Source organism: Dermacoccus sp. PE3 (genome assembly GCF_001021715.1).
Classification (GTDB): Bacteria; Actinomycetota; Actinomycetes; order Actinomycetales; family Dermatophilaceae; genus Dermacoccus; species Dermacoccus abyssi.
Genome location: NZ_LDCM01000001.1, coordinates 862743 through 888370 on the forward strand (window position 1 = coordinate 862743; position 25628 = coordinate 888370).

General features: G+C 67.4%; 24 protein-coding genes and 2 tRNA genes. 9 read left to right on the forward strand and 17 right to left on the reverse strand.

The window, feature by feature from the left end:
- Nucleotides 1-3 precede the first annotated feature (3 nt).
- From AA983_RS04130 to pknB, 4 genes are all read left to right on the forward strand, one after another.
- Complete coding sequence (locus tag AA983_RS04130; protein WP_047310841.1) at nucleotides 4-1275, forward strand: PP2C family serine/threonine-protein phosphatase; 1272 nt, start codon at nucleotides 4-6, stop codon at nucleotides 1273-1275.
- Nucleotides 1272-2648, forward strand: a complete 1377-nt coding sequence (locus AA983_RS04135) for an FtsW/RodA/SpoVE family cell cycle protein (protein WP_047310842.1) — start codon at nucleotides 1272-1274, stop codon at nucleotides 2646-2648. The genes AA983_RS04130 and AA983_RS04135 overlap by 4 nt, the downstream gene beginning before the upstream one ends.
- Entirely contained in the window at nucleotides 2645-4099 is a 1455-nt protein-coding gene (locus tag AA983_RS04140; protein WP_047310843.1) for a penicillin-binding protein 2, read from the forward strand. Before AA983_RS04135 ends, AA983_RS04140 begins: the two co-directional genes overlap by 4 nt.
- Nucleotides 4100-4202: 103 nt before the next feature.
- Nucleotides 4203-6083 carry a Stk1 family PASTA domain-containing Ser/Thr kinase gene (gene pknB / locus AA983_RS04145; protein WP_047310844.1) on the forward strand — a complete coding sequence of 627 codons (1881 nt, stop codon included), beginning with the start codon at nucleotides 4203-4205 and terminating at the stop codon, nucleotides 6081-6083.
- Nucleotides 6084-6164: 81 nt separating this feature from the next.
- Here the strand turns inward: pknB and AA983_RS04150 are convergent, their stop codons facing one another.
- Both AA983_RS04150 and AA983_RS04155 read right to left on the reverse strand, forming a co-directional pair.
- Nucleotides 6165-6800: an aminodeoxychorismate/anthranilate synthase component II gene (locus AA983_RS04150; RefSeq protein ID WP_047310845.1), complete on the reverse strand. Its 636-nt coding sequence runs from the start codon at nucleotides 6798-6800 to the stop codon at nucleotides 6165-6167.
- A gap of 46 nt (nucleotides 6801-6846) precedes the next feature.
- A complete protein-coding gene (locus AA983_RS04155; RefSeq protein ID WP_231579514.1) occupies nucleotides 6847-7680 on the reverse strand; it encodes a DUF881 domain-containing protein in 834 nt (277 codons plus the stop codon).
- 99 nt (nucleotides 7681-7779) lie between these two features.
- Here AA983_RS04155 and AA983_RS04160 point away from each other — a divergent pair, with 99 nt between their 5' ends.
- Both AA983_RS04160 and AA983_RS14655 read left to right on the forward strand, forming a co-directional pair.
- Entirely contained in the window at nucleotides 7780-8010 is a 231-nt protein-coding gene (locus tag AA983_RS04160) for a cell division protein CrgA (protein WP_047310846.1), read from the forward strand.
- 534 nt (nucleotides 8011-8544) lie between these two features.
- Nucleotides 8545-8913: a hypothetical protein gene (locus AA983_RS14655; protein ID WP_129666281.1), complete on the forward strand. Its 369-nt coding sequence runs from the start codon at nucleotides 8545-8547 to the stop codon at nucleotides 8911-8913.
- Nucleotides 8914-8978: 65 nt separating this feature from the next.
- Here the strand turns inward: AA983_RS14655 and AA983_RS04170 are convergent, their stop codons facing one another.
- Together AA983_RS04170 and AA983_RS04175 are read right to left on the reverse strand one after the other, a co-directional pair.
- Entirely contained in the window at nucleotides 8979-9887 is a 909-nt protein-coding gene (locus AA983_RS04170; protein ID WP_047310847.1) for a rhomboid family intramembrane serine protease, read from the reverse strand.
- Nucleotides 9888-9999: 112 nt separating this feature from the next.
- The gene (locus AA983_RS04175; protein ID WP_047310848.1) at nucleotides 10000-10518 is read right to left on the reverse strand and encodes a peptidylprolyl isomerase; all 519 of its coding nucleotides are present in this window, start codon (nucleotides 10516-10518) and stop codon (nucleotides 10000-10002) included.
- Between the two features lie 219 nt (nucleotides 10519-10737).
- On the opposite strand from AA983_RS04175, the gene AA983_RS04180 reads away from it, so the two are divergent.
- On the forward strand, nucleotides 10738-11865 hold the full coding sequence (locus AA983_RS04180) for a hypothetical protein (protein ID WP_047310849.1): 1128 nt from the start codon (nucleotides 10738-10740) through the stop codon (nucleotides 11863-11865).
- A gap of 176 nt (nucleotides 11866-12041) precedes the next feature.
- Here the strand turns inward: AA983_RS04180 and AA983_RS15905 are convergent, their stop codons facing one another.
- Entirely contained in the window at nucleotides 12042-12173 is a 132-nt protein-coding gene (locus tag AA983_RS15905; protein WP_255352608.1) for a hypothetical protein, read from the reverse strand.
- Nucleotides 12174-12282: 109 nt separating this feature from the next.
- Here AA983_RS15905 and AA983_RS04185 point away from each other — a divergent pair, with 109 nt between their 5' ends.
- Together AA983_RS04185 and AA983_RS04190 are read left to right on the forward strand one after the other, a co-directional pair.
- Complete coding sequence (locus tag AA983_RS04185) at nucleotides 12283-12792, forward strand: LysE family translocator (protein ID WP_255352614.1); 510 nt, start codon at nucleotides 12283-12285, stop codon at nucleotides 12790-12792.
- A 71-nt stretch (nucleotides 12793-12863) separates the two neighbouring features.
- The gene (locus AA983_RS04190; RefSeq protein ID WP_047310850.1) at nucleotides 12864-13427 is read left to right on the forward strand and encodes an NYN domain-containing protein; all 564 of its coding nucleotides are present in this window, start codon (nucleotides 12864-12866) and stop codon (nucleotides 13425-13427) included.
- 164 nt (nucleotides 13428-13591) lie between these two features.
- Here the strand turns inward: AA983_RS04190 and AA983_RS04195 are convergent.
- The 12 genes from AA983_RS04195 to gnd form a co-directional block, all read right to left on the reverse strand.
- Nucleotides 13592-13664: transfer RNA gene (locus tag AA983_RS04195), tRNA-Ala, on the reverse strand.
- Nucleotides 13665-13676: 12 nt separating this feature from the next.
- A complete protein-coding gene (locus AA983_RS15435) occupies nucleotides 13677-13817 on the reverse strand; it encodes a hypothetical protein (RefSeq protein ID WP_156170166.1) in 141 nt (46 codons plus the stop codon).
- Between the two features lie 33 nt (nucleotides 13818-13850).
- Nucleotides 13851-13927 (reverse strand) — tRNA-Ile (locus AA983_RS04200).
- A gap of 497 nt (nucleotides 13928-14424) precedes the next feature.
- Nucleotides 14425-14952: a DUF3566 domain-containing protein gene (locus tag AA983_RS04205; RefSeq protein WP_047310851.1), complete on the reverse strand. Its 528-nt coding sequence runs from the start codon at nucleotides 14950-14952 to the stop codon at nucleotides 14425-14427.
- Nucleotides 14949-17714 (reverse strand): DNA gyrase subunit A, encoded by a 2766-nt coding sequence (gyrA, locus tag AA983_RS04210; RefSeq protein ID WP_156170167.1) that lies wholly within the window; start codon nucleotides 17712-17714, stop codon nucleotides 14949-14951. Before gyrA ends, AA983_RS04205 begins: the two co-directional genes overlap by 4 nt.
- A 281-nt stretch (nucleotides 17715-17995) precedes the next feature.
- Entirely contained in the window at nucleotides 17996-20125 is a 2130-nt protein-coding gene (gene gyrB, locus AA983_RS04215; RefSeq protein WP_047310852.1) for a DNA topoisomerase (ATP-hydrolyzing) subunit B, read from the reverse strand.
- Nucleotides 20126-20395: 270 nt separating this feature from the next.
- A complete protein-coding gene (locus tag AA983_RS04220) occupies nucleotides 20396-21178 on the reverse strand; it encodes a hypothetical protein (protein WP_047310853.1) in 783 nt (260 codons plus the stop codon).
- A complete protein-coding gene (locus tag AA983_RS04225) occupies nucleotides 21175-21771 on the reverse strand; it encodes a hypothetical protein (protein ID WP_047310854.1) in 597 nt (198 codons plus the stop codon). The genes AA983_RS04220 and AA983_RS04225 overlap by 4 nt, the downstream gene beginning before the upstream one ends.
- Before the next feature lie 63 nt (nucleotides 21772-21834).
- A complete protein-coding gene (locus tag AA983_RS04230) occupies nucleotides 21835-22518 on the reverse strand; it encodes a hypothetical protein (RefSeq protein ID WP_047310855.1) in 684 nt (227 codons plus the stop codon).
- 114 nt (nucleotides 22519-22632) lie between these two features.
- On the reverse strand, nucleotides 22633-23256 hold the full coding sequence (locus AA983_RS04235; RefSeq protein ID WP_082128737.1) for a DUF721 domain-containing protein: 624 nt from the start codon (nucleotides 23254-23256) through the stop codon (nucleotides 22633-22635).
- Nucleotides 23249-24523, reverse strand: a complete 1275-nt coding sequence (gene recF / locus AA983_RS04240) for a DNA replication/repair protein RecF (protein ID WP_047310856.1) — start codon at nucleotides 24521-24523, stop codon at nucleotides 23249-23251. Before recF ends, AA983_RS04235 begins: the two co-directional genes overlap by 8 nt.
- Nucleotides 24524-24560: 37 nt before the next feature.
- Nucleotides 24561-25553 (reverse strand): phosphogluconate dehydrogenase (NAD(+)-dependent, decarboxylating), encoded by a 993-nt coding sequence (gene gnd, locus AA983_RS04245; RefSeq protein WP_047310857.1) that lies wholly within the window; start codon nucleotides 25551-25553, stop codon nucleotides 24561-24563.
- Between the last annotated feature and the right edge of the window lie 75 nt (nucleotides 25554-25628).

Sequence of the window (25628 nt, forward strand, 5' to 3'; positions counted from 1 at the left end):
CCCATGCCCATCGCCCTGAGATTCGCCGCTCGTTCCGACGTCGGCCTCGGCTCGAAGAAGCGCAACGAGGACTCCGGCTACGCGAGCAACACGATGCTCGTGCTCGCCGACGGCATGGGCGGCCACGCCGCCGGTGACATCGCCAGCTCCACCGTCGTCGGCCAGATCGTGCCCCTCGACGGTGACGACGTCGGCGCGGACGACGTCCTCGACCAGCTCGCGGACCGCATCCACCTCGCCAACGAGAAGCTGCGCAGCGAAATGGACGCCGACCCGACCCGCGAAGGCATGGGCACGACGCTCATCGTCCTCATGAAGGCCGGCCGTCAGCTCGCCATGGCCAACATCGGCGACAGCCGCGCCTACCAACTGCGTGACGGCAAGTTCACGCAAATCACGAAGGACCACTCCTTCGTCCAGAGCCTGCTCGACTCCGGCCGCATCACCCCCGACGAGGCCGTCCACCACCCGCAGCGCAGCCTCGTCACCCGCGTCCTCACCGGCCGCGAGAACGACGTTCCTGACCTTTCGCTGCGCGAGGCCCGCATCGGCGACCGTTTCCTCCTGTGCTCCGACGGCCTGTCGGACTACGTCGGCGGCCGCACGATCGAGGAGATCTTCACCTCCGGCAAGCCGATCGACCGCGTCGCCGACGAACTCATCGAAATCGCCCTCAAGGCCTCGACGCTCGACAACGTCACCGTCGTCGTCGGCGAGGTCGCCGACAGCGACGAGCTCGACCTCTCGAGCAAGCCCGCCGTCGTCGGCGCCGCCGTTGCACACGGCGTCACCGAGGCCGTGCCGGTGCGCGACCAGACGCCCGCCGAGAAGGCCCGCGCTCTCTCGCGCGAAGTTTCCGACGACGAGGACGAGGAGACCGAGGAGCACAGCGGCGCCCAGCTCGCCGAGGACGGCCCCCGCCGTCGCGGCCGGTTCTACGCCGCCATCGCCGCACTGGTCGTCCTCGCGGCCCTCGCCGTCGCCGCGATCTGGGGCTGGACGTGGTCGCAGAGCCAGTACTTCGTCAAGGATTCCGGCGGACGAGTCACCATCCACCAGGGCGTCGACGGCGGCTTCGGCCCGCTCGAGCTCAGCCATGTGGAGGAGAAGACGGACATCCCGACGGCCGACCTGCCCGAGTTCTGGCGCACCAAGGTCAAGGCCGGCCTCGAGGCCTCCAGCGACTCGGAAGCCGCGGCCACCGTCGAACGTCTCCGGGCGGAGATGGTGAAGTGCCTCGCCGCCTCACCGAACGGAAGCGAGTGCAAGCAGTGAGTCTCGGCCTCACCCGCACCACCTCCGGCACGAAACGCGGCACCGAGCTCTTCCTCCTCGGCTTCGCGGTCGTCGTCGTGCTGTTCGCCTACGCCAGCGTCGGCCTCGCCATCGACGGCACGCTGCCGGCGGACATCATGACCCTCGGCATCGGTCTCGGGGTTCTCGCGCTCGTGTTCCACCTCGTCGTGCGCATCGTCGCGAGCTACGCCGACCCCGTCCTCCTGCCGACGGCGACGCTGCTCAACGGCCTCGGCCTCGTCATGATCCACCGCATCGACGTCGCCCGCGGCCGCGACATCATGGAGGGCGCCGCGCTGCGTCAGCTCATGTGGTCGACGATCGCCGTGGGCGCCGCCATCACGCTGCTGTTCCTCATCCGCGATCACCGCAAGCTGCGACGCTACACGTTCACGTTCGCCGCAGCCGGTCTCGCGCTGCTCATGATGCCGATGCTCCCGTTCATCGGTATGAACATCAACGGCAACCGCATCTGGATCCACATCGGCCCGCTCAGCTTCCAGCCGAGCGAGGTCGCCAAGATCCTCCTGACGATCTTTTTCGCCAGCTACCTCGTGCAGACGCGTGACGCGCTCTCCCTCGTCGGCAAGCGCTTCCTCGGCTTTCCCCTGCCGCGTGCCCGCGACATGGGCCCCATCATGTTCGCCTGGCTCATGTCCCTGGCCGTCCTCGTCTTCGAGAAGGACCTCGGCACCTCGCTGCTGTTCTTCGGCCTCTTCGTCGCGATGCTCTACGTCGCCACCGAGCGGCGCAGCTGGGTGGCCATCGGCCTCATCCTGTTCTTCACCGGCTGCTACGTGGCCTACCTGCTCTTCGCGAACTTCCAGAACCGCGTCGCGCTGTGGCTCGACCCCTTCACGCCCGGCCAGTCGGACCAGGTCGCGCGCTCCCTCATGGGCCTCGCGTTCGGCGGCATCACCGGCACCGGCCTGGGCCGCGGTTACCCGACCTTCAACTACTCCGAAGCGAACTCCGACTTCATCATGTCGAGCTTCGGTGAGGAGATCGGTCTCGCCGGCATCATGGCGATGATCGTGCTATTCGCCATCATCGTCGAGCGCGGCCTGCGCATCGGCATCGCCTGCCGCGACGGCTTCGGCAAGCTGCTCGCCACCGGCCTCGCGTTCTCCGTGTGCCTCCAGTGCTTCGTCGTTCTCGGCGGCATCACCCGCGTCATACCCCTCACCGGTCTGACGACACCGTTCCTCTCCGCCGGTGGTAGCTCGCTCCTCGCGAACTGGGCCATCATCGCCCTGCTGCTGCGCATCTCCGACCAGGCCCGGCGCCCGAGCGTCGCCGAGACCGACCCGACCCGTGGAAGCGACGACACCCAGGTGGTGAAGGTTCGATGAACACGCCCATCCGACGTCTCGGCTTCGTCGTCGCAGCCCTGTTCTGCTCCGTCCTGCTCGCCGCGAGCTACATCCAGGTGCTGCAGGCCAAGTCGCTCAACAACCGCCCGGGCAACACGCGCATCATCAACGCCGGGTACAAGATCGAGCGCGGCTCGATCCTCGTCGACGGCAAGGCCATCGCCACGAGCCGCAAGTCGAACGACAAGTACGTCTACGAGCGTCAGTACACAAACGGCAGCCTCTACGCCCCCGTCACCGGCTACAGCTCGCTCGTCTACGGCAACGGCGGCGGCCTCGAAGGTGCCGAGAACGAAGTGCTCACGGGCACGAGCGACTCGCTGTTCTACCGCCGCCTCGTCGACGTCGTCACCGGGAAGCCCAAGCAGGGCGCCAACCTCGAGCTGACGATCAACCCCAAGATCCAACAGGCCGCCGCGCAGGCCCTCGGCAACCGCCGCGGCGCCGTCGTGGCGCTCGACCCGAAGACGGGCGCCGTGCTCGCCATGGTGACCTCACCGTCCTACGACCCCAACACGCTCGCCTCGCACGACACCGCGAGCGTGACGCGGGCGTGGACGCAGATGACGCAGGCCGCCAACCAGCCCATGGTCAACCGCACCATCGGCGGCAACCTCTACCCGCCCGGTTCGACGTTCAAGCTCGTCACCTCGGCCGCAGCCCTGGAATCCGGCGACTACTCGTCGTCCTCGACGCTGCCCGGCCCGGCCACCCTGCGTCTGCCGCAGACGACGCACTCGTTGCCGAACGACGACGGGCGCGCGTGCGGCTCGAACGACGAGACGACCCTCGTGCACGCCCTCGAGATCAGCTGCAACACCGCCTTCGCCCAGCTCGGCATGGACCTGGGCCAGGACAAGCTCGCCTCCCAGGCCAAGAAGTTCGGTTTCGGTGACGTCATGCGCGTGCCGATGCGGGTCACGCCCAGCACGTTCCCGACCCAGCTCAACGAGCCCCAGACGGCGATGTCGGCCATCGGCCAGTACGACGTGCGTGTCACGCCGCTGCAGATCGCGATGATCTCCGCCACCATCGCCAACGGGGGCAACCAGATGCAGCCGTACCTCGTGAAGAACGTCGTCGACTCCGACCTCGACGTCATCAAGTCGACCGACCCGAAGGTGCGCGCCAAGCCGATCTCCGGGCAGACCGCCGACTCCCTCACCGAGATGATGGAAGCCGTCGTCAACAACGGCACCGGTAAGCAGGCCGCCGTCCCCGGCGTCCAGGTCGCCGGCAAGACGGGTACCGCGCAGGGCGACACGAAGAACGCCGCCGACCTGTGGTTCACCGGTTTCGCGCCCGCCAACGACCCGAAGATCGCCCTCGCCATCGTCCTCGAGAACGGCGGAGACCAGGGCGTCGAAGCCCTGGCCGGCTCCGTCGCCGCACCCGCTGCACGCCAGATCTTCGAGGCGGCCGTGCGATGACGGAGACCGCAGCCGCGAGCGCCGCGACGAACCACCCACCGGCGAACCACGCACGAACGACCCGACGACCGACCACCCCGACGAGATCTCAGGAGGAGACCGCATGAGCACGGCACCACGCATTCTCGGCGGGCGCTACGAGGTCGGTGAGCTCATCGGTCGCGGTGGCATGGCCGAGGTTCACGCCGGCCACGACACCCGTCTCGGACGCTCCGTCGCCATCAAGATCCTGCGCTCCGACCTCGCGCGCGACCCCTCCTTCCTCCAGCGCTTCCGCCGCGAGGCGCAGTCGTCGGCCGGGCTCAACCACGCCAACATCGTGGCCGTGTACGACTCGGGTGAAGACACCTTCGTCGAGGCCGGCGGCGGCACCGTCGACATCCCCTACATCGTCATGGAGTACGTCGACGGCCAGACGCTGCGCGAGATCCTCAACGACGAGAAGAAGCTCAGCTCGGACGAGGCCTGCCGTGTGACGATGGGCATCCTGTCGGCCCTCGAGTACAGCCACTCCAAGGGCATCGTCCACCGCGACATCAAGCCCGGAAACGTCATGGTGACGCGCGGCGGCAACGTTAAGGTCATGGACTTCGGTATCGCGCGAGCCCTCGCCGACGTCGGCGCGACGATGACGTCGGCCCAGGCCGTCGTCGGTACCGCCCGCTACCTCTCCCCCGAGCAGGCCCAAGGCGAGAGCGTCGACCCGCGCACCGACCTGTACTCCGCCGGTTGCGTGCTCTTCGAGCTGCTCACCGGGCGTGCGCCCTTCGTCGGTGAGCCGGTCAGCCTCGTCTACCAGCACATCGGGGAGCAGCCGCAGCCGCCGTCGCTGTACGAGCACTCGGTGTCACCCGAGCTCGACGCCGTCGTCCTGCACTCGCTCGAGAAGAAGCGGGACGCTCGCTACCAGAGCGCCGGCGAGTTCCGTTCGGACGTGCTCGCGGCTCGCTCCGGCCAGGAGATCTCCGCGGCCGCCCTCGCGAGTACCCAGGCCGCAGGCGACAGCACGGAGGTCGTCAACTACACGCGCCGCGGCGCAGCTCTCGCGGCCGCCGACCACACGGCGGAACTCGACGAGCGTCACGAGCCGAAGCGTTCGCGCGGCGGTCTGTGGGCTCTCGCCGTCATCGCGGCCCTCGCCGCCATCCTCGGCATCGGCTACCTCTTCATGAACCCGAGCGGCACCACCGACCAGGTCACGGTGACGAAGGTCGAAGGCATGACCTACGACCAGGCCTTCTCGACTCTGTCGCAGGACTTCACGGTCGAGCGCAAGGAGACGTCCTCCGACCAGAGCGAAGGCACCGTCGTCGGGCAGGACCCGCCGGGCGGCACCAAGGCCGACCGCAATTCCACCGTCACGCTCACCGTCTCGACGGGCCCGGACTCCGTGAAGGTGCCCGACGTCGTGGGCGACTCGGTCGCGACAGCGCGCCAGACCCTCATCTCCGCAGGTATCGACGCCGACCGCATCAAGGTCTCCTCGGAGAAGAAGGACGACAGCGGCGTCGACTCGGGCAAGGTTGCCGAGACCAACCCCAAGGCCGGTTCGACGCTCGGTGCGAGCAACGAGATCACGCTCTACCCGAGCAGCGGCAAGGTCACCGTGCCCGACCTCGTCGGCAAGACCCAGGACGAGGCGACGCAGGCGCTCTACAAGGCGCACCTGTCGATCAGCGTGACCTACGAGCGCACGGGCGACGAGACCAAGCAGGGCAAGGTCATCTCCGTGCCCGATCAGGGCAAGAAGGTGGACAACGGCACGGCCGTGGTCGTCGTGGTCGGCCAGAAGCCCGAGGCCACCGTCACGGCGACGCCCTCACCGACGTCGACACCGTCCTCCTCGTCGTCGAGCTCTAGCTCCTCGAGCAGTTCCACCTCCTCGAGCACCAAGCCGAGTTCGCCGAGTTCGCCGAGTTCGCCGAGTGACACGACCGAGCTCACGCCGTCGAACACGGCGAGCCCGCCGAACGAGGACGACTAGTCACGAAGACCTCGAAGGGCCACCCCGATTCGGCCGGGGTGGTCCTTCGACGTCGGTGTCGCGTTGCCGGGCGACGGCGGGTCAGCTCGCGCGCACGAGCGGCACCATGTCGTGACTCGCCTCGACGGCCGTCGTGGAGCCGCACATCCGCAGCCAGTTGGCGAGCATGCGGTGACCACCGACCGTCATGACGCTCTCGGGGTGGAACTGCACGCCGTGCAACGGCAGGTCCCGGTGATGGGCCGCCATGATGATTCCGGTGTCAGTGCGACCGTTGACGACGAGTTCGTCGGTGACGGTGGCCGGGTCGATCGTCAGCGAGTGGTAGCGCGTGGCGGTGAACGGGTCGGAGAGACCCTCGAGCACGCCCGTGCCGTCGTGGAAGACCTCGGACGTCTTGCCGTGCAGCAACTCCGGCGCACGCCCCACCGTGGCGCCCGTGACGACGCCGAGGGCCTGGTGGCCGAGGCACACCCCGAGCATCGGCTGGTTGCGCTCGCCGCACGCCTCGATCATCTTCATACTGACGCCGGCGTCCTCCGGGGTGCCGGGACCGGGCGAGACGAGCACGCCGTCGAAATCGGCGCCGTCGGCCGCGCTGATCGCGTCGTTGCGCACGACGGTCGTCTCGGCGCCCAACTGCTGGAGGTAGCCGACGATCGTGAAGACGAAGCTGTCGTAGTTGTCGACGACGAGAATGCGCGGCGAGTCGGTCATGCCCACCAGTCTAGGTGCGCCCATCCCGCACGGCCCAGCGCCGCCGTCAGCGCTGGGCCCGGGCGTACTTCAGGGAGAGCGAGCCGGTGAACGCGGGGAAGGACGCGTTCTGCTCCGTCTTGAGGTCGTAGCCCAGCCCGACGAGGTCGACGTACTGCTTGTAGATCTTCACCGCTTCGTCGTCGTCGAGGGCTGCCTTGAGCTTCACCGGGTCGCCGATGGCCTTGATCGTGAACGGTGGGCTGTAGACACGACCCTGAAGGATGAGGGTGTTGCCGACGCAGCGCACCGCGCTGGTCGAGACGACGCGCTGATCCATGAGCATCATGCCGCGAGCGCCCGCGCGCCACAGGGCGTTGACGACGGCCTGCACGTCCTGCTGGTGGACGACGAGCCAGTCGGGTGTGCCGTCTTCGGGCAGCTGGTCGACGCTCTTCTTGCTGTCGTCGAGGGTGACGGTGATCGCCTGCCCCGTCAGCGGCGCGAGACCGGCCGGGTCCTCCTCCTTCGACGCCTGAGCGTTGATCTTGGACGCCTGGGCGGCCGGTCCGTCCTTCTTCGCGGCGGCGCTCTGCGCCTGTACGACCTGACGGCGCAGGCTGGCGACGGACTGCTGCTTCTCCTTGACGCGTCGGTCGGCTCCGGCGACGACGTCGCTGAGCTGTGTGTTGCCCGAGCGCAGATCGGTGCCGTGGGCCGCACGCGAACTGACGGCGAACATGAGGCCAGCCACGAGCGTCACGATCGGGACGGCGACCTGCCAGGGCTTCACGCGGCGGCGCGAGGGAATCCGGACACCCTCGTTCTGCTCGACGCCGGGAGCTTCGTTCGGTGCGTCATTTGGCGCTTCGGTCGCGGGAGTGCTGGGCGAATCGGCCACGCGGACGCCTCCTTCATGCTGCGTACCGGCGAGTGAGTCAACTAGGCTCTCACCCTAGTTGACTCACCTCCAGAACGCCTGACACGGAAGGGGTACCCCGTGGCCCGTAAGAACTCCGACGCCGCTGCGCGCGCCGCCTCCGGAGGCGGCCTCAACCCCAGGTGGTGGGTGCCGACCGCTCTCGGCCTCATGCTCCTCGGCCTCGTGTGGGTCATGACGTACTACATCAGTTCGGGCGCGTACCCGATCCCCAACGTCGATGCGATCAACATCGTCGTCGGCTTCGCCTTCATCATGGTGGGATTCATCATGATGACGCGCTGGAAGTAGCGCTCCTTCGACTTCGTCGGATGCCCTCGGCCCTGTTGGGTCGAGGGCATCCGACGTTGTGGGATGTTTTCCCCAGAGTTATCCACAGCCTGTGTGTAATTACACGGCTGTCGTTTTCCACAACTGTGGACAAACATGGGGACAACGCGTGGATGGCCCGGGGACAAGCGTCAAGATCAGTGGAAAACCGGTGGTCCACCGGTGGAAAAGGGCAGGTCAGCTGGGGACAACTCATGTGACTCACCGGGCTCGGCCCCACGACACGCCGCTCATTCCGCGGGTTTCTCCACACCCATGCCTGTGGAAACTGTGGAAAACCCTGGTTTCGGACGACGTCGACGGGGTCTTCCACAGCTGGGGACGACGCTTGCTCGGTTTGTCTTGCCCCATCTAGAGCTGAGGCGAGAGATGTGGATAGGTTCTCATCGACGTTGCGGCGAACTGCGAGCGTTCACCACGCCATGGAACCGTCCTGATGACGAACTGCCCTCTGGACGGCGGCGGCATCGCGGCGCACACTCAGGTCAGAGGTATGTGAAGCGGACGTCGGTGGCCACGCTGGGCCTGGCTGCCGTGGTGACGGGCTGGACCTACGCGACGCCCGGCGAGTCGCCCGGGCCGTTCAAGCTCTACACGCACTGCGGTGTGCGCGAACTCAACAGCAACGGCACCTGGTACGTCCGCGAGGGCGGCCCCCTCGCGAGCGAGGCCGGGACGCCGAAGGGGTGGGACGACCCCTATCAGCGCGGCTGGGTCGTCATCGACGGCAACCGTGCCACGTTCCGGGACAGCTCGGGCCGCAAGGAGACCTTCGTCGAGCGTCCAGGAGCCACGAAACCCCTCGCCGTCTGTTCTTGTCCGAGTTCGGCACGATGCATCACTCTGCCCACATCTTGCACCTGACTTAGACAGCACAAGAGGGCTTCATCGAACACTCGACGAAGCCCTCTTGGCGTGACGTCCTGGTGTCAGCGCACGATCTGGATCCAGCTGAGGTCGGCCATCGCGAAACTGACGTAGGCAGCTGCGAACAGTAGCGCGGCAAGACCACCGAGCAGACCGAGCTGGATCGCCGTCGAGCGGCGGCGAACGGCGTACAACAGGCCGGCCGCGATGCCTCCGACGATCGCGCCACCGAGGTGTGCCTGCCACGCCACGTTGCTCATCGTGAAGCCCAGCACGACGTTGATGGCGATGAGGGTGAGCATCGGGCCGATCTCGCGCCCCAGGTGCCGGTTGAGCACGATGACGGCGACGAACAGGCCAAACACACCACCGGACGCACCGACGAGCGGAGTCGCCCATCCCGACGCGTAGAGGTCGCCACCCCGAACGGGCGCCGAAGTCAGCAGTTGATAGCCGACCGACCCACCGAGCACCGCCACGAGGTAGAGGGCCGCGAAGCGGAGACGGCCCAACATCGGCTCGAGGTACTGCCCCATGAAGTACAGCGCCATCATGTTGAACAGCAGATGGATGACGTTGCTGCGGTCGTGCGCGAAGCCGCTCGTGATGTAGCGCCACGGCTCGTCCTGGGCTGCCAGGGCGATGAAAGCGACGTTGCCGAAGAAGCTCCAGCTCATCAGCTCGCCCACCCAGACGGCCACGCAGATGCCGATGATGCCGAAGGTCACGAGCGGGCGTCCGGGCGCGGCGGGCATGCCTAGCTCCGACCGCTGCGTCGGCATCGGGTTCGCCTTGCGCTCGGCAGCGACGCAGTCGACGCACTGGAACCCGACCGAGGCCGGCACCTGGCACTGCGTGCACGCCGGACGTCCGCAGCGCTGGCAGCGCGTGTAGGCCGCGACCTCCGGGTGCCTCGGACACACCGGGATCCCTTGCTCGTCGTACGAACCGTTGTCCAGCGGAACGCTCATCGTTCTCGTCTCTGCCCTTCTCATGCGTGTGGCCCCGTCGTCATGACAACGACGGGGCCACACGATTGTCTCCCGCACCCTCACACCGTTCGGAGCGAGGGCACGGATGCGATCACTCGGAGATGGTGACGCTCTCGATGACGACCGGCTCGACCGGCTTGTCCTGGCCGCCCGTGCGGACGGCGGCGATCTCGTCGACGACCTTCTTGGACTCGTCGTCGGCCACCTCGCCGAAGATCGTGTGCTTGCCCTGCAGCCAGCTCGTGTCGGCAACCGTGATGAAGAACTGCGAGCCGTTCGTGCCCTTGCCCATGCGCTTACCGGCGTTGGCCATGGCGAGCATGTAGGGCGAGTTGAAGTTCAGCTCGGGCGAGATCTCGTCGTCGAACGTGTAGCCGGGGCCACCGATGCCGATGCCCTGCGGGCAGCCGCCCTGGATCATGAAGCCCGGGATGATGCGGTGGAACGTGAGGCCGTCGTAGAAAGGCTGCGGGTTGGTGCGGCCGGCGTCGTCCTTGTACTCCTTCGTGCCCTTGGCGAGGCCGACGAAGTTCTCGACGGTCTTCGGCGCCTGGGTCGGGAAGAGGTTGATGTTGATGTCACCGTGGTTGGTGTTCAGTGTCGCGATCATGACACCCAGTGTTCCACGTGAAACGCACACGGGCACGGCGGCCTCGCGGGTGTTCACACTCGGCGGAAGCCCGGGCGTCACGAGGCAGGCGTCTCCGTCCCTTGAGGTGGGCCCGGCCGACATCCCCACCGTCCGACCTGCCGAACCGGTTGGTAAGCGGGCAGCGAACAAGGCAGGATGAGAGGCAGAAGAGTATCCACCCGCAGGAGAGGAACAGCCGTGCTGTGGAAATCCGAACCCACCAAGACCGAGAAGGCCAAGGAGGCTGCGCTCACCGCGGTCGACCTGGCTTCGACGAAGGCCGCTGAGGCCAAGGCGAAGACCGAGAAGGACATCGTCCCCACCCTCGCAGAGAAGGCCGAGGAGGCCCGCGACTTCATCATGGAGAAGGCAGAGGAAGCCCGCGAAGCCGCTGCGCCGCACCTCGAGAAGGTTGCCGACGCCACTGCCGACCAGCGTGAGGCTGCCGCCGACAAGGTGAGCGTGGCCAAGGCCGTCGCCGCCGCGAAGATCGCCGACGTCGCCGAGTCCGCTGCCGACGCGCGTGACGAGGCCGAGAAGAAGGGCCGCAAGACTGCAAAGAAGGCCGACAAGAAGTCGTCCAAGTTCGCGAAGCAGGCCGACAAGCGCGCCGAGAAGACAAAGAAGAAGGCCGACAAGAAGGCTGCCGCTCTGGCGGGCTTCCTCGGTGCCAAGGCATCGCGCGCGGAAAAGAAGGCGACGAAGAAGTTCGGCGTCGACACGCGCCAGGACGCCGCCTACAAGGCTGCTGCCCTGAAGGGCCAGGCCCAGCAGGTCGCCGAGGACAAGGGCCTCACGGCCGACAACGCTCGCGACTTCTACAAGGACGAGCTGCTCCCGCACCTCAAGGAGATCCTCGCGACGGCCGCTGCCGCCGGCACCGCCGCCTCGCACAACGTCGTGGGTCAGCTTCCCGACGGTGCGCAGGAGCAGGTCGCGCGCTACGCCCCGGCTCTCGCACCCAAGAAGAAGAAGGGTGGCTTCCTCATCGTTGTCGGTGCGGCCGCCCTCGCCGGTGCCGGTTACCTCGTGTACGCCGACCAGCAGAAGAAGAAGGCCAAGAACGCCCAGCTCTCCGAGGCTGCCATCGCGGACAGCAAGGCTGACCGTTCGGACGAGATGACGATCAACAACCCCGTCACCGACTTCAACAAGGCCGATGACACCACGATGGTGCGCCCTGCGGGCGACGGCACGGCCGAGCCGGCAGGTGGGCCGGGCACCGCTGCCACGTGGACCGAGGCCGAGGAGTCGGGCCACATGTCCACCGAGGCACTCGAAGGTGAGACGCGCAGCTCGCGTCGCGCCGCCCGCGGCGACATCTGACATCAGTCGCTCCGCTTGAGGGGTCGCTTCCTGCTGGAGGCGGCCCCTCGTCATGTGCCTGCTCCTGACGCGTCGTGTGAGCGCCTTCCCCGACGCCCGGGCCCGGCTTCGGCGCTGCGTTGCACCAAAGGTCGATCGCTGCTTCTTTAGGTTGATAGACAAATAACTAGATTCTGCTAGCCGAGGGAATCGGCGCGTCCCATCGGGGTAACCCTGTTCGACGTCGTCGTCAGCGGAACGCCGCCTCGCGCCCACAGCGTGGGCAGGCACGCGCGGATTCGGTGACGCCGGCCGTACAGTCCGTCCATGGCGCACTTCCTCAGCTTCGTCGTGTTCGCAACGGCCATTGCGGTGGCACCGGGCCCGGACACGTTCCTCACGCTGCGCAACACCGTCATCGGAGGCCGCGCGTGAGGGCTGTGGACGACGCTCGGCATCGGGGTCGCCGGTGCCACCCAGGGCGTCCTCGCCGCGGCGGGGCTGGGCGCGATCATCGCCCGTTCGGAACCGGTGTTCCAGACGATCCGCTGGCTCGGTGTCGCCTACCTCATTTATCTCGGCATCATGGCGCTGCGCGCACCCGTCAAAGCCCACGGTGACGGCTGGGCCATGACGCCGGAAGCAACACCGCGCAGCCCGCGCCGCTCGTTCCGTCATGGGTTCCTGTGCAACATCACGAACCCGAAGGTGCTCGCGTTCAACCTCGCGGTGCTGCCGCAGTTCGCCGGCCCCGGCACCGGGATGCTCACGCTCCTCGCCTACGCCCTCACCCTGACGATCGTCGGCACGATCGTGCTGCTCGCCGTCGTGGGGCTGGCGACGCGTGCCCGCGATGCACTGGCACGTCCGCTCGTCAACCGCGGTGTCGAGGGCGGTACGGGCGTCGTCATGCTTGGTTTCGCGGGGGCTCTGGCCGCGGAGGGCTGACCTCGCGCCCGTTCGGCCGCCAGATTCGTGGTCGGTGGGCGTCCCAGGCAGGGTGCGGATAGGTTGAAGGCATGGCAACCAAGCGCATCACCTACGTGCTCATCGACGGCGAGAACATCGACGCGACGCTGGGCACGTCCATCCTCGGACGACGACCGCACCCGGACGAGCGGCCGCGCTGGGATCGTCTGCTGCGCTTCGCGGAGCAGGAGTGGCGTCAGGACGCCAAGGGCCTGTTCTTCCTCGCCGCGAACGGCCCCGAGTTGCCGATGTCGTTCATCCAGGCGCTGACGGCCCTGGGTTACCAGCCGATTCCGCTCTCCGGTGCGTCCGACGAGAAGGTCGTAGACATGGCCATCCAGAAGACGCTGGACGCGCTGCGCACCTACCAGGCCGACGTCATGCTCGTCAGCCACGACGGAGACTTCCTGCCGCAGGTGGAGCCGCTGCTCGGAGGCTCGCGCAAGGTGGGACTCATCGGCTTCAAGGAGTTCCGCAACTCGGGCTTCGCTCCCCTCGAGGCGCAGGGCATGGAGTTCTTCGACCTCGAGCACGACGTCAAGGCGTTTAACGCGACGCTGCCGCGTCTGCGCATCATCCCGATCGACGAGTTCGACCCGATCGCCTACCTCTGAGTGCTGGCCCGCCTCCGCGCAGGGAAAGCAGACTTCGCCGGAGAAGGGCCTCGTGGGAGCGTCATCGCGCCCACGAGGCCCTTCTTCGTTACGGTCGCCGCGCCAATTGCTCCCGTGACGCGACGAAGGCCCTCACCTGTGCGGTGAGGGCCTTCGTCGTTCGGTGGAGGTAAGGGGACTCGAACCCCTAACCCCCTGCTTGCAAAGCAGGTGCGCTACCAATTGCGCCATACCCCCGGAGGGTGACGGTCAGTTCTTGCCCGGTACGGTGTTCTCCGGCTGATCCGTCGCTTTCGCCCACAGCTCCTTGCCCAGTTGTTGCTTCTGGTACTCACTGTTCGCGTAGATGGCTGCCGCCGCGGCGGCGGCTGCGAGAAGAACCTTGTACATCGGGAACTCCCAAGCGAACTCGAGGGGCAGTGGTGGTGGGCCTAACTGGACTTGAACCAGTGACCTCTGTCTTATCAGGACAGCGCTCTAACCGACTGAGCTATAGGCCCCTGCACCGCTTCCGCGCCTGCTCGTTCACCGAGCGGCACGAGCGTTGAGATTACCCTACGCCGCGCGCGCCCCGCAAATCCGCGGGGCCCCGGCGGCGCACGGGCTACCGAGCAGGCGTGCGCCACCCGGATCTGGGGAGCTTCTGCCGATCTGACGGCGATATATCGCGGCCAGATCCAGACATCTGCACCGGCTGGAACCGAGGATGCCCGCAGACGCCCGAAGGCCCCCACCACGAGTGTGGTGAGGGCCTTCGAAAATCAGCGACAGACCTCAGTCGCGGGTCTGAAAACCCCGCCAACAAAACAACCGGACCAGCGCAGACCTACGAGACCACGCTGGAAGCCGACCCGCCCCCGAAGGCCTGTCGCACCGAGGGATCTGACCGAGCTTGCGAGGTCAGATCACCGGAAGACGGGCCGAGGGACCCTGTGTCGCACCGAGGCTGGGCAGCGAGCTTGCGAGCTGCCCAGCCCGGAAGACGGGCCGAGGGAGCTCACTCATCGCTGAGGGTCAACTGCACGCCGCCGACGAGGGAGGCGCAGATGTTGTAGAGGAACGCTGTGAGGGTGGCGATGGCCGTCATGAGGATGATGTTGAGCACGCCGATGACGATGCTGAACGAGATGGCGCGTCCGAATCCGACGTAGTCGAGGATGTCGAACTGCGATCCCTGACGGTCGAGGGTGCGCAGCATGTCGTTGGCGGCGCTGAAGGTGCCCATGCCGGCGAGGACGGTCCACAGCGTCGCGACGAGCACGACGGACGCGATGGCGACGGCCACGGACAGCAGGAAGGCGATCTTCAGAACCGACCAGGTGTCGACGCGCGACAGGGTGAGGCGCACGCGACGAGGCGTGGTGCGCCTCGGTGCCGGACGCCCCGCGCCGCCCTTCGGCGCTCCCGCGGCCGAGCGGCCGGCTGGTGACGCGACGCGCTGCTGCGGCGCGCGTCCCTGGCGTGGTGCCGCTGCGGTCGCCTCAGCGCCCGGCAGTTTGGTGCGCGGTTCTCGCGAGTTACTCACTCACTGTCTCCCGACTCGTCGTTCTCGGCGGTAACGGCATCCTCCGAGGGGTTTGTCACCTCTGCGTCATCTGCCGTATTCGCATCCGAACCTACCTGCTCGTCGGCAATTTCCTCGGCTTCCTTCTCGGCGTTGCGCGCAACCGCGACGATGGAGTCGCCCTTGCCCGGGGTGGCGAACTGGACGCCCTGGGTGTTGCGACCGGTCTCGCGCACCTCGCTGACGGCGCTGCGCACGATCTTGCCCTTCTCCATGACGACCATGACCTCGTCACGGTTCTCGACGACGAGCGCGCCGACGAGGTCGCCGCCTCGTTCGGAGATCGTGGCGACCTTGACGCCGAGCGTCGCGCGGCCCTTCGTCGGGTACTCCTCGACGGGGGTGCGCTTCGCGAGGCCGTTCTCGAAGACGACGAAGACGTAGAGCTTTTGGGCGGCGCCGCGCTCCACCTCGTTCGAACCCTCGGGCACGACGCTGAGCGACAGCAGTTCGTCGCCGTCGCGGAACTTCATGCCGGTGACACCGGACGTGGAGCGGCCCATCGGGCGCAGCGAGTCGTCCGTAGCGGCGAAGCGCACGGCCTGACCCTTGCGCGAGACGAGCAGGACGTCGTCGCTCGCCTCGGCGAGCTTGGCGCCGACGAGTTCGTCACCGTCACGCAGGTTGACGGCGATGAGGCCGCCCGAACGCGGCGAGTCGTACTCGGACAGGCGCGTCTTCTTCACGAGGCCGTTGCGCGTGGCGAGCAGCAGGTACTCGTGGTCGGAGTACGTGCGCAGGCGCAGCACCTGGGCGATCTGCTCGCCCGGCTGGAACGCGAGCAGGTTCGCGACGTGCTGGCCCTTGCTCTCGCGCGAGCCCTCGGGCAGTTCGTAGCCCTTGGTGCGGTAGACGCGGCCGGCGTTCGTGAAGAACAGCAGCCAGTCGTGCGTCGACGTGGTGAAGAAGTGCCCGACCACGTCGTCGCCGCGCAGCGTCGCGCCGCGCACGCCCTTGCCGCCGCGACGCTGGCTGCGGTACTCGCTCACCTTCGTGCGCTTGACGTAGCCGCCGCGCGTGATGGTGACGACCACGTCCTCCTCGGGGATGAGGTCTTCCATGTTCATGTCGCCGTCGAACGGCACGATCTGGCTGCGACGGTCGTCGCCGTACTTGTCGACGATCTCGGCGAGCTCGTCGGAGACGAGCTGACGCTGACGCTCCGGCTTGGCCAGGATGTCCTTGTAGTCGTCGATCTGCGCCTGGATCTCGTCGTGCTGCTCGATGATCTTCTGACGCTCGAGGGCCGCGAGGCGGCGCAGCTGCATGTCGAGAATGGCGTTGGCCTGGATCTCGTCGACGTCGAGAAGGTCGATGAGGCCGGCGCGTGCCTCGTCCACCGTGGGGCTACGACGGATGAGGGCGATGACCTCGTCGAGCGCGTCGAGCGCCTTGAGGTAACCGCGCAGGATGTGGATGCGCTTCTCGGCCTCGTCGAGGCGGTACTGCGTGCGTCGCTGGATGACGTCGATCTGGTGCTCGACCCAGTAGCGGATGAACGCGCTGACCGGCAGCGTGCGGGGCACACCGTCGACGAGGGCGAGCATGTTCGCGCCGAAGTTCTGCTGAAGCTGCGTGTGCTTGTAGAGGTTGTTGAGCACGACCTTCGCCACGGCGTCGCGCTTGAGCACGATGACGAGGCGCTGGCCGGTACGACCCGACGTCTCGTCGCGGATGTCCGCGATGCCCGCCATCTTGCCGTCCTTGACGAGCATGGCGATCTTCTCGGCGAGGGCGTCGGGGTTGACCTGGTAGGGCAGCTCCGTGACGACGAGGCACTGACGGCCCTGGATCTCCTCGACATTGACGACGGCGCGCATCGTGATGCTGCCGCGACCCGTGCGGTAGGCGTCCTCGATGCCCTTCTTGCCCATGATGAGGGCGCCCGTCGGGAAGTCGGGGCCGAGGATGCGGCGCAGGCACTCCTCGAGGAGCGCCTCACGACTCGCCTCGGGGTTGGCGAGCAGCCACTGGGCGGCGTCGGCGACCTCGCGCAGGTTGTGCGGCGGGATCTGGGTGGCCATACCGACGGCGATGCCGGCGCTGCCGTTGACGAGCAGGTTCGGGAAACGGCTCGGCAGCACGGTGGGCTGCATCGTCTTGCCGTCGTAGTTCGGCTCGAAGTCGACGGTGTTCTCGTGGATGTCGCGCACGAGTTCCAACGCGAGCGGCGCCATGCGGCACTCGGTGTATCGCGGGGCGGCGGCGCCGTCGTTACCCGGCGAACCGAAGTTGCCCTGGCCGTCGACGAGCGGGTAACGCATCGACCACGGCTGAACGAGGCGCACCATGGCGTCGTAGATGGCCGAGTCACCGTGCGGGTGGTACTGACCCATGACGTCACCGACGACGCGGCTGCACTTGTTGTAGCCACGGTCGGGGCGGTAGCCACCGTCGTACATCGCGTAGACGATGCGGCGGTGCACGGGCTTGAGGCCGTCACGCACGTCCGGAAGCGCACGGGAGACGATGACGCTCATCGCGTACTCGATGTAGCTGCGCTGCATCTCGGCGTTGAGGTCGATGGGGTCGACGCGGTGGGCGACCGGGGCCTCGACGGCGGCGCGAGCCTCCGGAGTGTTCGGCACCTTCGGCGTCTCGACGTCACCGGGCGTACCGGCGGTGGCCGCTGCGGCGTCGCTCACGGGCGCGTCGGGGTCTCCGGCGGGCACCTCGGGGAGGTCGGCCGCGTCGTCACCCGGCAGGTTCGTGTCGTCAGACATAGTTTCTTTCCTTCGACGAAGGGAAATTCATTGAGTTCTTAGGTGGTGTTCCACGTGAAACGAAGGACGGGAACGTCCGACCGTTCCACGTGAAACACGATGTTCAGTTGGCAAGGATCGCAACCCAGCGCGCACCTCGCGTCAGATCCGACCCCGGACGGCGACGCCCCCTACGGGAGCCGACCGCCCACGACGTCGCGCCGCCGATCAAGCGCGGGAAGCAGGGGATGCGACGAAGGAGCAGACCCTGAAGCCCGCGCGCTGAGAAGGCGCGACAGAGGTTAGATATCCAGGAAGCGGACGTCCTTGGCATTGCGCTGGATGAAGCTGCGGCGCGACTCGACGTCCTCACCCATGAGCACGGCGAAGATCTCGTCGGCTGCCGCGGCGTCCTCGAGGGTGACCTGCAGGAGCGTGCGCGCCTCCGGGTCCATCGTGGTCTCCCACAGCTCCTGGTAGTTCATCTCGCCGAGACCCTTGTAGCGCTGGACGCCGTTGTCCTTCGGCAGGCGGCGGCCCTTCGACTGACCTTCGGCGATCATCGCGTCGCGCTCGCGGTCGGTGAAGGCGAACTCGTGCTCGTGGTTGCTCCACTTGAGGCGGTAGAGCGGCGGCTGCGCGAGGTAGACGTAGCCGGCTTCGATGAGCGGGCGCATGAAGCGGAAGAGCAGCGTCAGCAGCAGCGTGCGGATGTGCATGCCGTCGACGTCGGCGTCGGCCATGAGCACGATCTTGTGGTAGCGCGCCTTGTCGATGTCGAAGTCCTCGCCGATGCCGGTACCGAAACCGGAGATGAGGGCCTGGACCTCCTGGTTGGCGAGCACCTTGTCGATGCGGGCCTTCTCGACGTTGAGGATCTTGCCTCGGATGGGCAGGATCGCCTGGTTGAACGGGTTGCGACCCTGCACGGCGGAGCCGCCTGCGGAGTCACCCTCGACGATGAAGACCTCGGACAGGCTCGGGTCCTTGCTCTGGCAGTCCTTGAGCTTGCCCGGCAGACCGCCGCCCTCGAGCAGGCCCTTGCGGCGTGCGGTCTCACGTGCCTTGCGGGCCGCCATGCGCGCCGAAGCGGCGGCAATCGCCTTGTTGACGATGGCCTTGCCCTCGCGCGGGTGCATCTGCAGCCAGTGGTCGAACTCGTCGCGCACTGCGGCCTGGACGAAGCCCTTGATCTCGGAGTTGCCGAGCTTCGTCTTCGTCTGGCCCTCGAACTGCGGCTCGGCAAGCTTGACGGAGATGACGGCGGTGAGACCCTCGCGGATGTCGTCACCCGTGAGGTTGTCGTCCTTCTCCTTGAGCAGCTTCTCGCGGCGGGCGAAGTCGTTGACGAGCTTCGTCATCGCGGCGCGGAAGCCCTCTTCGTGCGTGCCACCCTCGTGCGTGTTGATCGTGTTGGCGTAGGTGTGGACCGACTCGTTGTACGCCGTCGTCCACTGCATCGCGACCTCGACGGAGAGGTAACGCTCGGTGTCCTCGGCCTCGAACGCGATGATGTCCTCGTTGACGACCTCGGCGCGCTTGCTCGAGTTGAGGTGCTTGACGTAGTCGAGCAGACCGTCGTCGTAGCGGTACGTGACCGACTTGCCCTTCTTCGCCTTCTCGGCTGCGGCGTCGGCCGTCTCCGCGTCGCCGCCCTCGGCTGCTGCGTCAGCAGCGGCCTCGTCGGCCGCGCCCTCGTCGAGCACCTCCGCACGCTCGTCGGTGAGCGCGATGGTGAGGCCCTTGTTGAGGAACGCCATCTGCTGAAAGCGAGCGCGCACCGTCTCGAAGTCGTACGTCGTCGTCTCGAAGATCTCGGGGCTGGCCCAGAACGTGATCGTCGTACCGGTCTCGTCGGTGGCCTCCTCCTCGCGCAGGGGGCCGAGCGGCACGCCGCCCTCGAACTCCATGCGGTAGACGTGGCCCTTCTGGCGCACCTCGACCTCGAGGCGCGTGGAGAGCGCGTTGACGACGGAACTACCGACGCCGTGCAGACCACCGGAGACCTTGTAGCCGCCGCCGCCGAACTTTCCGCCGGCGTGCAACTGCGTGAGGACGAGCTCGACGGTCGACATGTCGTACTGCTCGTTGCGGCCGGTCGGGATGCCTCGACCGTTGTCGCTGACGCGTACACCGTTGTCCGGCAGGATCGTCACGTCGACGCGGTCGGCGTGGCCGGCGAGGGCCTCGTCGACAGAGTTGTCGACGATCTCCCACACGAGGTGGTGCAGGCCGCGTTCACCGGTCGAGCCGATGTACATACCGGGGCGCTTGCGAACCGCCTCGAGGCCTTCGAGGACCTGAATGGCGCTGGCGTCGTACTCGGTGTCGATCTGCGAGCGCACGTGTGCCTCGGGCGGAAGCACCTGCTGTGCTTCGCCGCCGGGGATCGGCTCGTTCGTCGCGTCGTCGTGCGTGGGCTGGTCGGCCACTGTGCTCCTTCACCGTGCGGTGCCTGCCACGGTGGTGCGGACGCGACACGGGGTCGAACGTCACAGATCGGCGTACGAAGGCCGAGAGAGGGTGGCAGGTCCTGATCGTGTCCATTCTACCGGGTCAGTGGACGCAGGACTGCCCCGAAACATGCCCACACAGGCATTTTCCGCGATTTTCTCTCGCCCGGCGTGCCGGGGATCGTCCCTGGGGCCACCGAAGGCGCTCGGGGCCGTCTGCGACGTGTCGCGCGTCCAATCTGAAGGGGATCAGCCGGCGCCTTCCTGAACCCAGATGTCAACGTCGGGATCGCTCGCCCGGAAGCAGTTGACGAGCCCACCCCGGCGCGAGCAGGTGAGGTCGATGTACCCGTCGGAACCGGCGACGTTCTCCTTGCGATAGGCGCTGTAGACCTTCAACGGGAAGGAGGCTGTGTCAGGCTTTCGCGCCACCTGGCTCAACGCTGCGTCACGCACGGTGACGAGGAAGGGGCAACTCGAATAGTGCCCCTGCCCTTGGCGCACCTGAACGGCGGTGTTGGTCTGCTGACTCGTGCGGTCGCCACACAGGTTCCACGTCGTGGCCGGGAACGGCGTCAGACCCGTTCGCGTGGGAGTCGGGGTGCTGGTCGGAGCCTCGGCCACGGAGCTTCGGCTCTCACTGTGCGCTGGGGACGACGGCGCAGGCGCCGCGGTTCGGGAGTCGCCACCGGTCTCGCTCGTCGTCGACGACGGCGCCGAGGACGAACTGCTCGAGGAACTCGAGGAGGAGGAACTCGAGGAGGAGGAACTCGACGTCGACCGCGCGTCGCTCGAGGTAGCGGGGTCGGAGGGCGGCGGCGGGGATGCGTCCTTCTGTCCGCGCGTCAGGGCGAGCGCCCCCAGTGCCAGCGCGAGGACGAGCACGGATGTGAGCGCGACGGCGATGACAAGGCCACGTGAGGGCGATCGCCGCTCCGGCGTCTCGGCCTCTGGCTCGTTCCAGAACGCCGGGGTCTTCGGTTCCGCGTCGTGCTCGGGGCCCGACGCGCGCGTCTCCTCGTCGTGGGTCATGGCCCGACCGAGTCCTTCACCCACGCCCTCACAGCAGTGCCACCCGTGCAGAGGCTGAGGTGATCGGAGCGTTCACAGGTGAGCGGCACGTACGCGCGCTTCGCGACGCTGTAGGGGTTGATCGTGAACGAGGTAGCGCCCGAATCCTGGGCGAGGTGCGCCAGCACGTTGCTCCGGATCTCCACGACGTAAGCGCAGCTCGTGTTCGACTCGCGTGCAATGCGGATGTCGGGAACGGTGATGGGGTCGCCCTGGCCGCACGTCGTCACGCTGTCGTCGGGGAAGGTGGCCTCGGCAGCGCTCGGGTCGCTGGGCGTGGAGGACGGTGCCGAGGCAACGGTCGAGGACTGGGTGCTCGCCGGCGTCTCGTCGCCCCCGGATATGAAGAAGGTGACGGCGGCGAAGCCGACGATCGCGGCAGCGACGAGCAACACCGGTACGAGCCACTGCTTCGGCCCGCGAGGGGGTTCTCCGTGGTACTGCTGCGACGCGCCCCCGCTGTCGGCCATCGTCCGGTCGGCCGTGACCCACGACGTCGGTGCTTCGTGTGGCTTCGGCGACTGCGGGTAGCCCCGCGTCTCGTCCTCGTACATGGTGATCGTCTTCCCCTCTCCGCCGTCAGTCTAGGTGGAGGAGGAGACGCCGGTTGCCACAATTCAGCCGACGCTGTCGCTCACCCAGAGACGAACGTTGGAACCACCGGTGCATTCGGAGAGGTGGTCGGCGCGGGTGCAGTGCAACGTCACGACCTTGCGCAACGAGGAGCTGTACGGACTGACCGTGTAGGTCGTGGCACCCGGATTCTCCGCGAGGTGCGCGTTGACCTTGGTCACGACGTCGGCGACGTAGGAGCAGGTGGAGTTCGTGCCGCGGGCGAGACGAACGCTGGACGTGGGTACGGCCTCGCCCGAGCCACACGTCGCCACGGTACCGGCAGGAAAAAATGCCTTGGTCGCCACGGAGGACGAGGGCGTCGTCGACGAGGACGCCGGCGCCTCGGACGTCGATGGAGCGGCTGTCCCGGTCTGCGGCTGCGTCCTGGACGACGGTGTGTCGGAGGGAGCCGTGGCCGCCGACGGCTGAGCGACGAGTGGCCGGCTGCCCGATCCCCGGGTGATGGACCACGCCGTGGCGAACGCGAGGCTGGCGAGCACGATGACGAGCGCCGGCGCCAACCAGTCGGGTCGGCGTGAGGTGCGGTAGGCCACCGGTTCGCTGGCCTCACCCCACAGGTCGGCCACACCGGGCTCGGTTTCGGCACCCGGGTCGGAGCCACTGCCGCGTGACGGGGGTCGCTCGACGCCCCGATTCCACTCCTCGAAACCGTTCGGCTCGTTCATTCGTCACCTCTCGTTCCGTCCTCATGTTCCACGTGAAACGTGAGGTGAAGCGATCGCGCCCCCTATGGCGCCGGACATACCACGCTAGCGGTGGACTGCGTTGTGTTGGAAATGTCAGCCGTAGGTGTCCCGCGGACCACGCCCGGCGACACGTCGGGGACCTCGCACCCAACTGGGGGCAGAGGGACCGACGATCTTGAGCTCCGCCACCACGCCGTCACCGACGCCCTGCTCGATCGACCGGATGATCGTCGACGCAAGCAAGGTCAGCTGGGTCGCCCACGCCGTCGACTCCGCCCGTACCGTGAGAATGCCGTTCTCGAAGCTGACGGGAGAGGCGTGGTCCGCGACACCCGGTCCGACGAGATCGGCCCACCGTGACATCACGGTGCCCGCGGCGACATCGACATTCCATCCGCGGTCCTCGAGCAGTCGCTTCATGTTGTTGCCGAGCAGCAGCGGGTCGCGACCGTTGCGTCCGCCTCGTCCTTTGCGCGCGTCGTGTGTGTCCGTGGCGCGTGGGCTTCGACGCATGGGTCGAGACCCCGGACGGAACCCGCGTTCGGCGGCACCCCGTTGAGCGCGAGCCAACGCCGCTCGGGCTGCCGTCAGGGGGTCGTCCTCGACAGCAGACGTCGCGGGTGCCTCCACCGAACTCTCGTCGAGTGCCGCGTGCGTCGACCGGGCGTCCGTGGACTCGTCCCCGCGGCCGTCGCCGTCGCCGTCGCCGTCAGTCATGATCGGCACCGCCGTCATCGGACGTTGCGTCGGCCGACCCCGAGGTGGTGCCGGATTCGGTGAGCGGGGCAGCATCCGCCTCCTCGGCGGAGACCGACCCCTTCGTCACGTAGTACGTGCGCCCGCTGAGTGCGTCGGGGACGTCCTCGGCCACCGCGGCGGTGATGAGCACCTGCTCGGCGTCGGCCACCATGGCGGCCAGGCGCTCGCGTCGTCCCGCGTCGAGCTCGGCGAAGACGTCGTCGAGCACGAGAACCGGGTCGGTCTTGAGGTCGTTGCGCAGGAGGTGGAAGGCCGCAAGACGCAGGGCGAGGGCGAACGACCACGACTCACCGTGGCTGGCGTAGCCCTTCGCGGGCAGGTCACCGAGTGTCAGCGTGACGTCGTCGCGGTGCGGCCCGACGAGGGTCACGCCCCGGTCGATCTCGCGCTGACGCATCTCCTCGAACGCTTGGTGGAAGGCCTTCTCCAGTTCCTCGCGCTCGGGCACCTCGCCGTCGGCGATCCGACGAGCGACGGCCTCCGGCAGCGACGAGACGTACGTGAGCCGAGCCTCCGAGCGGCCCGCGCTCACCTCGTCGTACGACGACGCCACGTGCGGTGCCAGATCGCGCAGCAGACGCAGGCGCGCATAGACGAGAGAGGCGCCCACCGCGGCAAGGTGGGTGTTCCACTCGACGAGGGTGTCGAGAGTCGTTTCACGTGAAACGGCCTCTTCGGGGGTCAGCGTGCCGCCCCGGCTTCCCTTTCGCAGGACGGGCTGCGCAGAACGGAGGAGGGCGTTGCGCTGCTTGAGGATCTTGTCGTAGTCGGAGCGTGCGCCAGCCCACCGAGGCTGGCGAGCCACGAGCAACTCGTCCAGGAAGCGGCGACGTTCTCCGGGGTCGCCCTTGACGAGAGCCAGATCCTCCGGCGCAAAGAGCACGGTACGCAACGTGCCGAGGATGTCACGGGGGCGCGTGGCAGCCGATCGCCCTACGCGTGCCCGGTTCGCTCGGCCGGGCACGATTTCCAGTTCGAGCACTGTTTCACGTGAATCACGGACGACGGCCGCACGGACGAAGGCGCGTTCCGCACCGAACCGGACGAGGGGAGCGTCGTTCGAGACACGGTGCGACCCCAGGGACGCGAGGTAGCCGGCGGCTTCGACGAGATTCGTCTTGCCCTGGCCGTTTAGTCCCACGAATGTGGTGACTCCTTCGGTGAGATCGACTTCCGCTTCGCTGTAGGAGCGGAAGTCACGCAGCGACAAGTGACGCAGCCTCACGTCGAACTCGTGTGCCCTGGGGTCGAAAGAGGAAGACTCAGTGCTCGCTCTTGGCGGCACCCGGACGCGACGCGCCGTCGTCCTGCTTGGGCTGGGCCGCGGGCGAGACCTCGGCCTGTCCCTCCTTGGCGACGCGGTAGGGCTCCTGGCCGAACTGCATGACCTCGTGACCGCCGAACTGTCCGCGCAGCGCGGCGACGGCCTGCATCTGCGGGCTGTTCTCCTGGCGCGACGTGAAGCGGGAGAAGAGAGCGGCGGCGAGCACCGGCATCGGCACGGCGTTCGCGATGGCCTCCTCGAGCGTCCACCGACCCTCACCGGAATCGGTCGAGTACTCGGAGATTCCCTCGAGGTGCGGCGTCTCCTCGAGCGCCTTGACCATGAGATCGAGCAGCCAGGACCGCACGACCGTGCCGCGCGTCCAGGCCTTGAAGCAACCGTGGACGTCGGTGACGATGTCCTTCGCCTCGAGCAGTTCCCAGCCCTCGGCGTACGCGTGCATGAGGCCGTACTCGATGCCGTTGTGCACCATCTTGGCGTAGTGACCGGCGCCCACCTTGCCCGCGTGGACGAAGCCCTCTTCGCGAGGTCCTTCGGGGCGCAGCGCGTCGAAGACGGGCATCATGCGCTCGACGTCCTCCTCGGCGCCACCACACATGAGGCCGTAGCCGTTCTCCTTGCCCCACACGCCACCGGACACGCCGCAGTCCATGAAGTGCACGCCGGTCTCGGCGAACTGCTCCGCGTGCCCCAGGTCATCGGACCACTTGCTGTTGCCGCCGTCGATGACGAGGTCACCCTCGGCGAGCAGGCCCTGCAGCTCGGACATGACCGAGTCCGTGATCTTGCCGGCCGGCACCATGACCCAGATGTTGCGGGGAGCCTCGAGCTTCTCGACGAGTTCCGCGAGATCGGCGACGTCGCTGATCTCGCGGTTGGTGTCGAAACCGATGACGTCGATGCCGGCGGCCTTCATGCGGTCACGCATGTTGCCGCCCATCTTGCCGAGGCCGATGAGTCCGAGCTGCATGGTCTAACTCCTTGCTGAGGAAGTCTGGTTGCCGCACCCGAAGGCGCGGCGTTCGGTGCTCACGCTACGCCGCCG

What these genes read in the sequence shown, in the direction of transcription:
- AA983_RS04130 (WP_047310841.1), top strand. Translation starts at nt 4, where the DNA reads ATGCCCATCGCCCTGAGATTCGCCGCTCGTTCCGACGTCGGCCTCGGC.
- AA983_RS04150 (WP_047310845.1), bottom strand. Translation starts at nt 6,800, where the DNA reads ATGACCGACTCGCCGCGCATTCTCGTCGTCGACAACTACGACAGCTTC.
- AA983_RS15905 (WP_255352608.1), bottom strand. Translation starts at nt 12,173, where the DNA reads ATGGACGGACTGTACGGCCGGCGTCACCGAATCCGCGCGTGCCTGCCC.
- AA983_RS04140 (WP_047310843.1), top strand. Translation starts at nt 2,645, where the DNA reads ATGAACACGCCCATCCGACGTCTCGGCTTCGTCGTCGCAGCCCTGTTC.
- AA983_RS04225 (WP_047310854.1), bottom strand. Translation starts at nt 21,771, where the DNA reads ATGTACGAGGACGAGACGCGGGGCTACCCGCAGTCGCCGAAGCCACAC.
- AA983_RS04235 (WP_082128737.1), bottom strand. Translation starts at nt 23,256, where the DNA reads ATGACTGACGGCGACGGCGACGGCGACGGCCGCGGGGACGAGTCCACG.
- AA983_RS04220 (WP_047310853.1), bottom strand. Translation starts at nt 21,178, where the DNA reads ATGACCCACGACGAGGAGACGCGCGCGTCGGGCCCCGAGCACGACGCG.
- AA983_RS04230 (WP_047310855.1), bottom strand. Translation starts at nt 22,518, where the DNA reads ATGAACGAGCCGAACGGTTTCGAGGAGTGGAATCGGGGCGTCGAGCGA.
- AA983_RS04175 (WP_047310848.1), bottom strand. Translation starts at nt 10,518, where the DNA reads ATGATCGCGACACTGAACACCAACCACGGTGACATCAACATCAACCTC.
- AA983_RS04170 (WP_047310847.1), bottom strand. Translation starts at nt 9,887, where the DNA reads ATGAGCGTTCCGCTGGACAACGGTTCGTACGACGAGCAAGGGATCCCG.
- AA983_RS15435 (WP_156170166.1), bottom strand. Translation starts at nt 13,817, where the DNA reads ATGTACAAGGTTCTTCTCGCAGCCGCCGCCGCGGCGGCAGCCATCTAC.
- gyrA (WP_156170167.1), bottom strand. Translation starts at nt 17,714, where the DNA reads ATGTCTGACGACACGAACCTGCCGGGTGACGACGCGGCCGACCTCCCC.
- pknB (WP_047310844.1), top strand. Translation starts at nt 4,203, where the DNA reads ATGAGCACGGCACCACGCATTCTCGGCGGGCGCTACGAGGTCGGTGAG.
- AA983_RS04190 (WP_047310850.1), top strand. Translation starts at nt 12,864, where the DNA reads ATGGCAACCAAGCGCATCACCTACGTGCTCATCGACGGCGAGAACATC.
- gnd (WP_047310857.1), bottom strand. Translation starts at nt 25,553, where the DNA reads ATGCAGCTCGGACTCATCGGCCTCGGCAAGATGGGCGGCAACATGCGT.